Origin of the sequence: Roseateles sp. YR242 (assembly GCF_900109745.1) — a bacterium.
Classification (GTDB): Bacteria; Pseudomonadota; Gammaproteobacteria; order Burkholderiales; family Burkholderiaceae_C; genus Roseateles.
On sequence record NZ_FOAV01000006.1, the window covers coordinates 184,444 to 198,034 of the forward strand.

The 13,591-nt window shown below is 67.2% G+C and carries 10 protein-coding genes; 4 read left to right on the forward strand and 6 right to left on the reverse strand.

Annotated features, from left to right (window positions below; genetic code table 11):
• Positions 1 to 22: 22 nt before the first annotated feature.
• A complete protein-coding gene (locus tag BMY53_RS13845) occupies positions 23 to 730 on the reverse strand; it encodes a winged helix-turn-helix domain-containing protein (protein ID WP_092947061.1) in 708 nt (235 codons plus the stop codon).
• Between the two features lie 475 nt (positions 731 to 1,205).
• Here BMY53_RS13845 and BMY53_RS13850 point away from each other — a divergent pair, with 475 nt between their 5' ends.
• Positions 1,206 to 2,834 (forward strand): DEAD/DEAH box helicase, encoded by a 1,629-nt coding sequence (locus BMY53_RS13850; protein WP_092947062.1) that lies wholly within the window; start codon positions 1,206 to 1,208, stop codon positions 2,832 to 2,834.
• Positions 2,835 to 2,883: 49 nt separating this feature from the next.
• A complete protein-coding gene (gene mnmC, locus BMY53_RS13855) occupies positions 2,884 to 4,863 on the forward strand; it encodes a bifunctional tRNA (5-methylaminomethyl-2-thiouridine)(34)-methyltransferase MnmC2/FAD-dependent 5-carboxymethylaminomethyl-2-thiouridine(34) oxidoreductase MnmC1 (RefSeq protein ID WP_092947063.1) in 1,980 nt (659 codons plus the stop codon).
• A gap of 51 nt (positions 4,864 to 4,914) precedes the next feature.
• On the opposite strand, the gene BMY53_RS13860 is transcribed toward mnmC, so the two are convergent.
• A complete protein-coding gene (locus tag BMY53_RS13860) occupies positions 4,915 to 5,259 on the reverse strand; it encodes a putative quinol monooxygenase (protein WP_092947161.1) in 345 nt (114 codons plus the stop codon).
• A 166-nt stretch (positions 5,260 to 5,425) separates the two neighbouring features.
• Here BMY53_RS13860 and BMY53_RS13865 point away from each other — a divergent pair, with 166 nt between their 5' ends.
• The gene (locus BMY53_RS13865) at positions 5,426 to 6,979 is read left to right on the forward strand and encodes a methyl-accepting chemotaxis protein (RefSeq protein WP_092947064.1); all 1,554 of its coding nucleotides are present in this window, start codon (positions 5,426 to 5,428) and stop codon (positions 6,977 to 6,979) included.
• Here BMY53_RS13865 and rpiA read toward each other — a convergent pair.
• The 3 genes from rpiA to BMY53_RS13880 form a co-directional block, all read right to left on the reverse strand.
• Positions 6,969 to 7,628 (reverse strand): ribose-5-phosphate isomerase RpiA, encoded by a 660-nt coding sequence (rpiA, locus tag BMY53_RS13870; protein ID WP_177200875.1) that lies wholly within the window; start codon positions 7,626 to 7,628, stop codon positions 6,969 to 6,971. The genes BMY53_RS13865 and rpiA overlap by 11 nt on opposite strands.
• Positions 7,629 to 7,716: 88 nt before the next feature.
• A complete protein-coding gene (locus tag BMY53_RS13875) occupies positions 7,717 to 8,133 on the reverse strand; it encodes a hypothetical protein (protein WP_255370189.1) in 417 nt (138 codons plus the stop codon).
• Between the two features lie 27 nt (positions 8,134 to 8,160).
• Complete coding sequence (locus tag BMY53_RS13880; RefSeq protein ID WP_092947066.1) at positions 8,161 to 9,294, reverse strand: 3-deoxy-7-phosphoheptulonate synthase; 1,134 nt, start codon at positions 9,292 to 9,294, stop codon at positions 8,161 to 8,163.
• A gap of 177 nt (positions 9,295 to 9,471) precedes the next feature.
• Between BMY53_RS13880 and BMY53_RS13885 the strand changes: the two genes are divergently transcribed.
• Complete coding sequence (locus BMY53_RS13885; RefSeq protein WP_092947067.1) at positions 9,472 to 10,512, forward strand: quinone-dependent dihydroorotate dehydrogenase; 1,041 nt, start codon at positions 9,472 to 9,474, stop codon at positions 10,510 to 10,512.
• A 33-nt stretch (positions 10,513 to 10,545) separates the two neighbouring features.
• Here BMY53_RS13885 and BMY53_RS13890 read toward each other — a convergent pair whose 3' ends face one another.
• The gene (locus tag BMY53_RS13890) at positions 10,546 to 13,572 is read right to left on the reverse strand and encodes a sensor histidine kinase (RefSeq protein ID WP_177200876.1); all 3,027 of its coding nucleotides are present in this window, start codon (positions 13,570 to 13,572) and stop codon (positions 10,546 to 10,548) included.
• Between the last annotated feature and the right edge of the window lie 19 nt (positions 13,573 to 13,591).

A 13,591-nucleotide genomic window follows, 5' to 3' on the forward strand; every position in this document is an offset into this window, starting at 1 on the left:
TCAGGGCCCGCCCAGTCGTGCGTCAACGCAGGGGGGGATCGAACAGATAACCGACGCCGCGGACCGTGCGAATCAGCGGCGAGCTCGGATCGTCATTCAATTTCTGGCGCAGGCGCGAGACCATCAGGTCAACACTGCGCTCCAGCGCAGTCACACCGTCGCCGCGCGCCAGGTGCAAAAGCTCCTGACGCTGCAACACGCTGTGCGGGCGCTCCAGGAAGGCACGCAGGAGCTTGTATTCGCTCTGGGAGAGCACCACGCAGAAGCCACCGGGCCCCGAGAGCCGGCGGGTCATGGGCTCCAGCCGGAAGCGGCCAAACATCAGCACCTCGGCCGGATCACCTTCGCGGGGACGCAGCAGCGACTTGATCCGGGCCTGCAGCTCACGCGGCTCGCCGTCCTTGGGAGCTACCGCGTCCGCACCGCGCTCCAGGGCCAGCACACGCTCCAGCGTGCTGTCGTGTTGCAGCAGCACGATCACTGGCAGGCGTGAACGCTGGCGCAGGCGGGTCAGCGCGGACCAGCCGGCTTCACGGGCATCACTGGGATCCAGCAGGCACAGGTCTACCGGCAACAGGGGGATGCGATCCAGCAAGGCAGGTTCACTGCTGTCGGTCACGCGGTATCCCCAGGCCCGCAGCAGCGCGGCGCAGCGCAGCCGCGCATGGCTGTCAGGGTCCAGCAGCAGCAGGTGCGTACCGGTGGCGGGATCGGGGAAAGGGGAACTCATTGTCAGCAGGCACAAGTGGTTACTGGCCTAAGACTATGCCGACAGAATCGTTTTAAGAGGCGGAACTGAGCCCCTCTCACAGCGCTTTTTACGCTCGCTTTACGAGAGTGATACACGGTTGCGTGCGCCGACAAAATCACGGTGTGCGGGACACAAAATCTGGGCGATTCGTAGACATTCGTGGGTGAATGGCGGCGCATGTGCGCCCCGTCCGTGGACCCTGTGTGAAATTGCCACCGCTGATGCGCACACCATCCTCGCCGAGCCCTCACCGGCGGGACAGTGGTCCGCGCTCGGCTACAATGCACGCCATTGCCACGGCCACAGTCTTGCCGTGGCTTGATGTATTGAGCGCATGGTCGGCCACGCCTGACCCCACCTCTCACAGCGATCTCCACAGCAGCCGAAGACTGGCACCTCCTCACGGGACGGTGTGCTGCACAAGCCCTGCGTGGGCAACACAATAAAGCAGCCTATGAGTTTTGATGCACTGGGACTCTCCCAGCCCCTGCTTCGTGCCATTGCCGAAGTTGGATATTCCTCCCCCACTCCCATCCAGAGCCAAGCCATTCCCGCCGTCCTCAGTGGCGGCGACCTGATGGCCGGCGCACAGACCGGCACCGGCAAGACCGCCGGTTTCACGCTCCCCTTGCTGGAGCGGCTCTCCACCGGCAAGCCGGTCCGTGATGCACGCGGCCGTCTGGCCGTGCGCGCCCTGGTGCTCACCCCCACCCGTGAACTCGCCGCCCAGGTCGAGGAAAGTGTGCGCACGTATGGCAAGTACCTGCCGCTGACCAGCATGGTCATGTTCGGTGGTGTGGGCATGCAGCCGCAAATCGACAAGCTGCGCAAGGGCGTGGACATCCTCGTGGCCACCCCCGGCCGCCTGCTCGATCACGCTCAGCAAGGCACGCTGGACCTCTCGCACGTCGAAATTCTCGTGCTGGACGAAGCCGACCGCATGCTGGACATGGGCTTCATCCATGACATCAAGAAGGTGCTGGCCCTGCTGCCGAAGAAGAAGCAGAGCCTGCTGTTCTCGGCCACCTTCAGCGACGAGATCAAGGCCCTGGCCGACCGCCTGCTGGACAAGCCGGGCCTGATCGAAGTGGCGCGTCGCAACGCCACGGCCGACACCATCGCGCAGAAGATCCACCCGGTGGACCGCGACAAGAAGAAGGAACTGCTGGCGCACCTGATCCGCCAGCATGACTGGCACCAGGTGCTGGTCTTCACCCGCATGAAGCACGGCGCGAACCGCCTGGCCGAGTTCCTGGACAAGCAGGGCATCACCGCCATGGCCATCCACGGCAACAAGAGCCAGGGTGCACGCACCAAGGCGCTGGCCGAGTTCAAGAGTGGCGACCTGCAAGTGCTGGTGGCCACCGACATCGCGGCCCGTGGCATCGACATCGACCAACTGCCCCACGTCGTCAACTACGAGTTGCCCAACGTCGCGGAAGACTACGTGCACCGTATCGGGCGTACCGGCCGTGCTGGCGCGCAGGGTGAAGCCCTGTCGCTGGTGTGCGTGGACGAAGAAGGTTTCCTGCGCGACATCCAGAAGCTGATCAAGCGCGAAATTCCGCGTGAGGTGGTGCCGGGCTTCGAACCGGACCCGAACGCCAAGCCGGAACCCATCGTGATGGGCCGTATGGTGCTCAACGGTGGCGTCGGCAGGTCCGGCGGCTCGCCACGTCCGAGCGGTGGTGGCGGTGGCCAACGTCGCGGCGGTGGTGGCGGTGGTGGTCGCGAAGGCGGCCGGGCCGGTGCGGCGGGCGGCCAGGGCCGCTCGGGCGGCGGTCAAGGTGGTCAAAGTGGTCAAAGTGGTCAAGGCGGTCGTCCGCAGGCACAGGGCCAGGGTCACGGCGCTGGCAATGGCGGCGGCCAAGGTCGCGCTGGTGGTCAGGGCGGTCGTCCGGCGGGTGGTGGTGGCGGTGCGCCGTCGGGCCGCTCCGGTGGTGGCCATCAAGGCCAATCCCGCAGCCAGGGGCAAGGGCAAGGCCAGGGACAGCAACGCCAAGGCGATCGCCGTCCCTCGTCGGGCAACGGTGGTGGCCGTCCGGCCGGTGGCGCGTTGACGCGCCCCAAGCCGTCCAACTGATCCAGGGCATCTCCGGGCCGACGGAGCGCGGCATACTTTTGGCCAAGCCATGAAGACCGCGCCCATCGTCCCGGCCCGCGTTGATTTCCCCGACGCGGCCCCACCAGACCCGGCCCTCCCAGATACGGCCCTCACACAGGCGCCCGATTCTGGCGACGCCCAGCACGCCCGTGCCAGCGCCTTCGCGCAGGCCGGGCATGTTTTTTTGCGCGGTAACGCGTTGCCTGGCCGCTGGGCGGGGCGCCCTCGCTTTGTGGTGCTGGAGACCGGCTTCGGGCTGGGCAACAACTTCCTGGCCACCTGGGCCGCGTGGCGGCACGATCCTCAACGCTGTGAGCGGCTGATCTTCGTCAGCATCGAGAAGCACCCGCTGCGCCGCGACGATCTGGTTCAGGCTCACGCGCAGTCGCCGGAACCCCGACTCGCCCGGGCCCTGATCGATGCCTGGCCTGCGCTCACCCCCAACCTCCATACCCTGGACTTCGAGGACGGCCGCGTCCGGCTGATGCTGGCCTTGGGGGATGCACGAGATTGGCTGCCGGCCCTGGTCGCGCAGGCCGATGCGTTCTACCTCGACGGCTCCCCAGCGGCAGCGAATCCCGAGCTGTGGGAGTCCGGTCTGTTCAAGCAGATCGCTCGCCTGGCCGCACCGGGTGCCACGGCCTCGACCTGGTGTCTGGCGCGCCCGGTGCACGACGCGCTGGCCGCTGTGGGCTTCCGCGTCGAGAAACGCCCGGCCGCCCTTGGCACCCGGGAGATGATCACGGCCTTCTTCGAGCCGCGCCATCGCCCTCCCCCTGCACCCGGCCGCATCGCCGCGGGCGCCAGCACGCGTCAGGTGCTGGTGGTGGGAGCTGGGCTGGCCGGCGCCGCTTGCGCGCGCGCGCTCAGCCGCCGTGGCTTGGACTGCACTGTGCTGGAAGCAGGCACGGCCCCCGCCGGACAGGCCTCGGGCAATCCGGGCGGGCTTTTCCACGGCACGCTGCATGTGGACGATGGCCCTCATGCACGGTTCAACCGGACAGCCGCCCTGGCCACCGAACGGGAGCTGCGGCGCATGGGCCCTGCCCTGCCATGGCTGCAATGGGGGCTGTTGCGTGTCGAGCAGGCCGAGGGGCATCTGTCCATGCAGGCGTTGCTGGCCACCACGGGTTTGCCGGCCGATTACGTGCAGGCGCTCGATGCCGCCGAGGCCAGCCAACGAGCCGGGCTCTCGCTGAGCCAACCAGCGTGGTTCTTCCCAGGTGGCGGTGCCGTGTCACCAGCGGCCCTGATCAACACCTGGCTGCAGGAAGCGGGCATCGTGCCCCACACCTCGGCAAGTGTCGCCAGCTTGCGCCGCAGCGGTGAGCGTTGGCAGGCTTGCGATGAGGCCGGCGGGGTGATCGCGGAAGCTGATGCCGTGGTGCTGGCGGCTGGCACCGCCAACGTCGCGCTCAGCGCGCCATGGTTGGCGGGCCCGCCATGGCCGTGGATCTCGCAGCGCGGCCAGTTGAGCGTGCTGACACCAGGGCAGGCCTCGGCCCTACCACGGTTGCCGGTGGCGGGCACCGGCTACGCGGTGGGCATGCCTGACGGCCGCTTGTGTTTTGGCGCAACAGCCGACGTGGGCGATACCGACCCCACGTTGCGTGTGCAAGACCAGACGCAGAATCTGCAGCGGCTGGCGCAGTTGCTGCCTTCACTGCAAGTCTGCGGCGCTTCCCCAGCGGATGCTGAGGCGCACACACGACTCGCCTTGAGCGGCCGTGTGGGCTGGCGCAGCCTCGTCCCGGACCGCCTTCCGGTGGTGGGCCCGCTGCCCAGCGCGATGCCGTTGCAGCGTGCCGAGCAGGCCCGCTTCTGGCCTCGCCACCCGGGCCTGCTGATCTGCGGCGGCCTGGCGTCCAGAGGCATTACGTGGGCCACACTGTGCGGGGACCTGGTCGCCGCTCAGATCACGGGTGAGCCACTGCCGCTGGAAGCCGACCTGGTGGACGCGCTGGACCCCGCACGCTTCGGTGCCAAGCAGCGCCGCGCATTGACCTGACACACGCTGAGAAGCATCCGGCGCCCAGCCGAGCTCCTCAATCGACGCCGATCAAGACGACACGGCGCGCGCGGGCTGACCCGCGTCAGCGGGGTACACCATCGCACTGCTGACGGTGCGCGACACCAGCAGCGGGATGATGGTGCCGAAGCCCAGCCGCTGGAAATGCTCGGTGGCGCGATGCGCGTCGAGTCCGGCCGCATCGGTGTACTGCTCCAGGATGACGAAACGATCCGGGTCCTGCGGCGAGCGGAAATAGTCGTAGGAGCGATTGGCCGGCTCCTGGCGCGTGGCTTCGGTGAGCTGTGCCAGCAGCGCGCTGACCTGATCGCCAAAGCCCGGCTTGACGTGATAGTAGGCAATGACCTGAAGGTACGGCGCGGATGAATCGGACATGAAGACTCCGTGGGTGATCAAGAAAGAAATGGCCCCACGCATTCTGACTGCCGATTCGTGAAATTGTTGGCTCAAGTCTTGGGCTGCGCTGCCGATATCGCCCGAAGATGCCCCGCGTTGGGGCGCCACACATCGCTCGCCTCGGAATAGGGAAGCAGGGACTGTCATGATCCAAAACGTTGCTGGCCGCTCGATCGGCCAACGCCTGGGCCTGGTGCTGGGGCTGGTGCTGTTGATTTCCTTCGTCGGGTCCGGCCTCAGTTACCTCGCCCTGAAACGCGTTGCCGAGGAGACCAGCCAGATGTTCAACGAGGACCTGGTGGCCGAACGCGCCGCCGGTGACTGGTTCCGCAACATCACCAATGGCGTGAACCGCACCACCGCCATCGCCATCAGCGCCGACACCAGCCTGGGCGGGTTCTTCGCCAGCAGCGTGGCCGAATCCACCAAGCAGGCCGGCGAGCTGCAAAAGAAGCTGGACGGCTTCATGACCACGCCAAAGGAGCGCGAACTCTTCGACCAGCTGGGCGAAGCCCGAAAGGCCTATCTCAGCAGCCGTGACGCCGTGATGGCCGCCAAGAAGGATAGCGAAGCCGACAAGGCGCGCCAGATCTTCGACCAGCAGTTCCAGCCCGCCGCCGCCAGGTTTCAGGAAGCCATTCAGGCCATCGTGCAACATCAACGCAGCACCCTGGACGAGTCGGCCAGGCAGGTGGAGGCGTCCAACGGGAACGCCCGCACCACGCTGCTGGTGTTCTCGCTGATCGCGCTGGCCCTGGGTGTCTGGTTCGCCGTGAGCCTGACCCGTTCCATCACCGGCCCGCTGCGCAGCGCTGCCGGCGTGGCCGATGCCATCGCCCATTTCGACCTCAGCCGCGAGGTGCCGCGCGGTGGCGCCGATGAGACCGGTCAGTTGCTGGGTTCGTTGAGTGGCATGCAGGAACAGCTGCTCAAGCTGATCGGTGATGTGCGGGGCTCCGCCGAGAACATCGGCACCGCCAGTGCCGAGATTGCCGTGGGCAACCACGACCTGAGCGCCCGCACCGAGCAGACCGCGTCCAATCTGCAACAGGTCGCGGCCTCCATGACGCAGCTCACCGGCACCGTTCGCCAGACCGCCGACAGTGCGATGACAGCCAACCAGCTCTCCAGCTCCGCTGCGGAGACCGCTCAACGGGGTGGCGCAGTGATGGGTGAAATGGTCTCCACCATGGGTGCCATTTCGGAAAGCTCACGCAAGATCGCCGACATCATCGGTGTCATCGACAGCATCGCCTTCCAGACCAATATCCTCGCCCTGAACGCAGCGGTGGAAGCGGCCCGTGCCGGCGAGCAGGGCCGTGGCTTTGCCGTGGTGGCCAGCGAGGTGCGCTCACTGGCACAGCGCAGTGCGGAAGCCGCCAAGGAGATCAAGTCCCTCATCGGCGCCAGCGTGGAGCGGGTGGAAACTGGATCCCGCCTGGTGTCGGATGCCGGGGGCACCATGACCGACATCGTCGCCAGTGTCCAGCGCGTGGCCGACATCATCGGCGAGATCAGCGCTGCGGCCCGCGAGCAGAGCGACGGCATCAACCAGGTGAATGCCGCCGTCGGCCATCTGGACCAGATGACGCAGCAGAACGCGGCGCTGGTGGAAGAGTCCGCTGCCGCTGCCGAGAGCCTGAAGGAACAGTCACAGCGCCTGGCAGGCGCCATCTCGGTGTTCCGGCTCAGAAGGTGAGTGTCTTCACGCCTTGAGCGGTGCCCAGCAGGCACACCGCCGCCTTGTTGCGGGCGAAGACACCCACGGTGACCACTCCGGGCCACTGAGTCACGTCAGCCTCGAAGGCCGCCGGATCGGTGATCTGCAGGCCCCGCACATCCAGGATGTGGCAGCTGTTGTCCGTCACGCAGCCCGCACGCAGGGTGGCCTGCGCGCCCATGGCGGCAAAGCGGCGGGTGATCTGGGCGGCGGCCATGGGAATGACCTCCACCGGAAGCGGGAACTGGCCCAGCGTCTGCACCAACTTGCTTTCGTCGGCAATGCAAATGAAGCGCTCGGCCAGGTCGGCCACGATCTTCTCGCGCGTCAGTGCGGCACCGCCGCCCTTGACCATGTGGCCCCCGTGATCGATCTCGTCCGCACCATCGATGTAGACCTGCAGCGATTCCACTTCGGACGCTTCCAGCACCGGGATACCCAGCGCCTTCATGCGCTCGGTGCTGCGCACCGAGCTGGAGACCGCACCCGAGATGCGCATCTGGCTGGCGGCCAGCGCGTCAATGAACTTGTCCACGGTGGAACCCGTGCCCACGCCCACCACGGTGTCCGGCGTCACATATTGCAAGGCGGCTTGGCCAACCAGGGTCTTCAATTCGTCTTGGGTCATGGGAGCACTCATGGGGGACAACGGGGGGAACAGGGGAAGGGATGGAAACCGGGATTATCGCGCCCGGCCCCGGCCACCGGAAAGCGCTTCAGACCACGCCGATCCAACGCCCGCAGATGATCACCGCGAGCCAGATCCCCAGCGACAGCCAGCACTGTGCGCGCGCCATCCGGTCATGGCGGGAGACGCCACCGCGCCAGTGAAACCAGGCGGCATTCGCGCCCGCCAGCAGGATCAGCACCATCTTGAGGCGAAAGGCCCCGTTGATCCACAGCTCCCAAGGCTGCGTGGCAAACATGCAGGCGCCCGTCACCAGGCAGACCGCAAAGCCGGCCAGGGCCAGGGGGACTGCCAGCCGCACCACATCCTTGGCGTCCAGCTCACGCCGCCACCCCAACACGCGAAGATCGCAGACCAGCAGCCCGCCGAAGAGCGCGCCCAGGCCCATCAGGTGAAGGGCCTCAAGCGCCGGATAGACCCAGGGGTGGGAGAACAACGAGTTCAAGGACGCTGGGGATCAAACGTTCGTCGCTCAGTTCGCAGCACGTTCCCGGCGCTGGCGCACGGCCGCCGCCAATTCGCGCAGCAACGGCTCGGTCTGGCTCCAGCCCAGGCAGGCGTCGGTGATGGAGACACCGGGCAGCAGGTCGGCCTTGGTCTGGCCGGGCAGCAGGTCCTGGCGGCCTGGCTGCAGGTGGGATTCCACCATCACCCCCGCAACGCGGCGGTCACCACCGGCGATCTGGCCAGCCACATCGCGGCCCACGTCGATCTGGCGTTCGAATTTCTTGGAGGAATTCGCGTGCGAGAAATCGATCATCAGTTCCTGACGCAGGCCGGCCGCCTTGAGCGCCTCAGCGGCGGACTGCACCGAGGCCGCGTCGTAGTTGGGGGCCTTGCCGCCGCGCAGGATCAGATGGCAGTCGTCATTGCCACGGGTTTCAAAGATGGCGGCCAGACCCATCTTGGTCATGCCCATGAACGCATGGCTGGCCTGGGCGGCCAGCACGGCATCGGCAGCAATCTTCACCGAGCCGTCCGTGCCGTTCTTGAACCCGACCGGGCAGGACAGGCCGGACGCCAGTTGGCGATGGCTCTGGCTCTCCGTGGTGCGGGCGCCGATGGCCCCCCAGGCGATCAGGTCGGAAATGTATTGCGGCGACAGCAGGTCCAGGAATTCCGTGCCGGCGGGCAGGCCCAGCGCGGTCACGTCCAGCAGCAGCTGGCGGGCCAGGCGCAGGCCCTCGTTCATGTGGAAGCTGCCGTCCAGGTGCGGGTCGTTGATGTAGCCCTTCCAGCCGACGGTGGTGCGGGGCTTCTCGAAGTACACGCGCATGACGATCAGCAGGTCCTGCCGGAGTTCGTCGCGCAGGTCTTTCAGCAAGCGCGCATAGTCGATGGCCTGGCCATGGTCATGGATGGAGCAGGGGCCGACGATGCACAGCAGGCGGTCATCCCGCCCGTGCAGCACGGCGCTGATCTCCTGGCGGGCAGACTCGACGATCCGCAGCGACGGCTCCGGCAGCGGCAACTGGTCCAGCAGCAGCGCGGGAGAGATCAAGGGGCGGACGGCATCGATACGGGTGTCGTCCGTGCGGGTGGCATCACGGGTACTGTCGGCGGTGCCAACTTCCCGGTCATGCTGCGGGTGGTCGAGGTTGTTCATGGCGGGTGGCTGTGTAGGGGCCGAAACTGATGGCGATTATCGACCTACGCAAGCCCCCACGCTTCAACATTCCCCCTGAAGGGGGACGCCTGCGCTGCAGACGGGCCCTTGGCATGCACGCGGCACCTCCCGGGGGCCTGCCGGGGGCCTGCCGGAGGCCTCCAATAGAATCGCGGCATGTCCCTGATCCCTTATTCCTTCGCTCGTCCTTTCCTGTTCGGCATGGATGCTGAACACGCTCACGAAGTGACGCTGGGCGCCATTGCCCGCCTGCAGAACACGCCCGCCCAGTGCGCCTGGGCGCAGACCCGGGTCCAGGACCCGGTCACGGTGGCCGGCCTGCGCTTTCCCAATCGCATCGGGCTGGCCGCCGGCCTGGACAAGAACGGCCGCTGCATCGACGGCCTGGGTGCCATGGGTTTCGGGTTCATCGAGGTGGGCACCGTCACCCCCAAGGCCCAGCCGGGTAACGACAAGCCCCGCATGTTCCGCCTGCCCGCGAAGCAGGCCCTGATCAACCGCCTGGGCTTCAACAACGAAGGCCTGGACAGCTTCATCAGCAACGTCAACCGCTCCTACAGCTTCCGCGCCGCCGGCGGCCTGCTGGGGCTGAACATTGGCAAGAACGCCGCCACGCCCATTGAACGTGCGGTGGACGACTACCTGATCGGCCTGGAGGCGGTGTACCCCCACGCGGATTACATCACCGTCAATATCTCCAGCCCCAACACCAAGAACCTGCGCCAATTGCAGAGTGACGAGGCGCTGGACGCCCTGCTCGGCCCGCTACAGGCGCGCCGCCTGCAATTGCAGGACCGCACCGGCCGCACCGTGCCGCTGTTCGTGAAAATCGCGCCGGACCTGGAGGAAGACCAGGTCGCCACGATCGCGGCCAGCCTGCGCCGGCACGGCATCGACGGCATCATCGCCACCAACACCACCATCGCCCGTGACGCGGTGCAGGGCCTGCCGCATGCGGATGAAACCGGCGGCCTCTCGGGTGCGCCCGTCTTCGAGGCCAGCAACCGGGTGATCCGCCTGCTGCGTTCCGCGTTGGGCCGTGAATTCCCCATCATCGGCGTGGGCGGCGTGCTCAGTGGCGACGATGCCCGTGCCAAGCTGCAGGCTGGTGCGGACCTGGTGCAGGTCTACACCGGCCTGATCTATCGCGGGCCGGCACTGGTGCCGGAATGCGCCAAGGCGCTCGCGCGGTTGTAAGAAGCCTCGGCATAACGCCTGCGACGGGCCGGATCAAGCGGACGATCCGCTGTCCCCAAAGGCCTGCGCCGCAGGCACCTGGAGTTCGACTTCGGTGCCACCGCCGGGCAGGCCGTTGATGGTGAGGGTGCCACCGATCTGTGCCGCCCGTTCCCGCATGCCGACCAGCCCGTAGTGGCCCGCCCGCGTCCCGGCTGCGAGGACATCGAGATCAATGCCCGGCCCCTTGTCGCGTATGCGCAGCACGAATCGATGCCGCCGGTACTGCAACTGCACGTGCACCTTGCTGCCCTCCCCGTGGATCACGGCGTTGAGCAGCGCCTCCCGGCCGATCAGATAGATCCGGTCGCGGGAGCGCGGACGCAAGGGCCGCACCCGCCCGATCTCCTCCACTTCCACCTCGGCAGTGCCCGTCAATTGCGCCGCAGCCAATTCAAAGGCTTCGCGCAGGCTGATCGCCTCCGAATCCGCGCCGCGTAGATCACGCACCCGGTCGCGCGCCTCGCCGAGCAACTGGTCAGCACGATCCAGCTGGGCTTCGATGGACCCGCGCGTGCCACTTTGAACCGGCAACTCGCTCGCCACCGCCTGAAACCCCAGGATCACGCCTTGCATGCTCTGCAGTAGCGTGTCGTGCAGCTCACGCGCGATGCGTTCACGTTCTGCCGCGATCTCGCGTGTGCGCGCCTGTTCGCGGGCCCGCAGCACCCCCACACGCAGCCGGTGCAGCCACCAGAGGAAGCCCAGCACCAAGGCCAGGCCCAGCAGGCGGAACCCCAGCATCTGGTACCAGGCTGGCGTGATCTCCAGCACCAGGGCGGTGGGCTCATCCGCCCATTGGCCCGCTTCATTGCTGGCCTGGACCTCGAAGCGATGGCGGCCCGGCGGCAGTTGGGTGTAGTAGGCGGTGCGGCGGCTTCCCGCCTCCTGCCATTCACTGTCCACGCCGGTGACGCGATATCTGAATTGCACACGGTCCGCAACGGACAGGGCCGCCGCCGCGTAGCTGAACTCGATCTGGCCAGGATTGGCGGACAGCCGCACCTCGCCCGCCGTCGAGGATGTGACCTCACCATCACTGCGGACCGCCCGGATAAGCGCCACGGGCGGCCTGGACACCGCCTGGCGGGCATTGGGGTCGGTCCAGAACACGCCCACGTTGGTGGACACCCAAAGACGGCCAGCGGCATCCTCGGTCAGGGTGGGCGCGTAAAGCCGGTCGTTGGCGCCGTGCAGTCCATCGCGGTGATCAAACACCTCGGGCGCCACCGTCTCGCCGTTCAATCCGGCCTGCAGCCGGTCTGCGGACAGGTGAAAGACCTTGTTCAGGCCGTACAGCCAGAGATCACCCTGCGCGGTCTCGACGATGCCGGTGATCGCCTTGAGGACGTCGCCCCTGCTCTTCAGCGGATGGAACTCGTCGCCGACAAAGGCACCCACCCCGGTGCGGCCGCCGATCCACATCCGTGGTCCGCGTGCATAAGCCACCCACGCCTGGGCCATGGTGGCCACATACGCGTCGGATTTGATCTGGCGGAAGACACCGCCTTTGAGCACATGGGGACCCTGGCGCTCGTTGCTGGCAAACCAGAGTTGGCCCTGCGAGTCGCGGGCCATGACGTAACGTCCATCGCTGGGCGGTGCCTCGGGGCCCTCCGGCAGAGACAGTTGGCCGTCCTGAAGCCGCAGCAGCTGAATGCCGGCCTGCAGCCACACCGCGCCCGTCCCATCCTCGGCAATCTCATGGATGCGCCCACGCCAGGACAGGTCCGGCGTGGTCACGGGCACAAAGTCCCGGCCCGGGTCCTTGCGCCAGAGCGACCGATGGGTGGAGACCCACAGCCCGCCGTTCGCCGCGGGTCGCAGGGCTGTGACGTCCTTGATCCGGGGAATGGCGGTCACCTGCTGCTGGACCAGATGCAGCAGGCTGCCGTCGCTGGGGCCTAGCCACAGGCTCCCATCGGGATCCGGCCTGAAGTTGGCGGCCAGGTGGTAGGGCGGAAAGCGCGCCGGCATGAATCGCGGCACGCGAAAGCGCTCCAGTCCCGTGGCGGTTCCCACCCAGATGTTCCCGGCAGCGTCCTCCGCGATGGTGTTGACGGACAGGGACGACAGCCCCTGCTCGCGCGACATCGAATCGGCCTGCAGGGCCGCCACGCCGCCGGGCTCGAGAATCGTCCGCCAGTCAGCGGCATGCTGGAGGCCTTTGGGCGAGGCGATCCAGAACCCACCCCGGCGGTCGAAAAACATGCCCTGGTAGGGCGAATGGGTCAGGACACGCCGGGCTGCGGGGCGGCCGTCCTTCATGCTCACCACGGACAAGCCCTGGGCGCTGGCGCACCACAGCGCGCCATCGGGCGCAAAGGCAAAACGCTCGCAGGAGGGCAGCGCCAGACGCTCAAACACCCGCGCCCCAGGCGGCAACCGGAACAGCACGCCCTGGGCGGAGATCCAGATCGCGCCATGGGCATCCAGCACCGGTCGGGAGCTCGTCCGTGTGCCCTTCGGGATGCCCCATGCGTCACCAATAGCCTCCACCTTGAGCCCATCCAACCGGAAGATGCCCCCTTCCTTGACGTACCAGCCGATGCCCGCCGGATCAAAGACGAACCGGGTCCACCACCCGACGCCATCCTTGTCCTCGACTGCTTCGGTACGCCCCTGCCAATCCCGCATCAGGCGCAGGGTGTCCGCGTGGATGTAGTAGACCGCGCCCGACGGGCTCACCTGCCCCAGCACGTCGGCATAACGCACGAAGGGCTCACCGGCGGCGCCCTTGCGGAAGACGTGGAACTCGACCCCATCGAAGATTTGGTTCCCCACGGTGGTCCGGATCCTCAGCATGCCGTTGGGCACCGGGGTGATCGAAAACACCTCGGCGGCCAACCCGTCCTTCTCCCCCCAGACGGTGTGCTCGTAGTCCGCCAGCATGAGCGCGGGTGCGCCCGTTCCGGCCGGGGCCGGCCATGCGGTGGCTGTCATGCCCAAGGCGGCGGCGGCCAGCAGGAACAGCCGCAGGGACACGCGCAGGAGCGGCCCCAGGAACACTCGATTGACCATTCGCCTGACCACTCGCCGG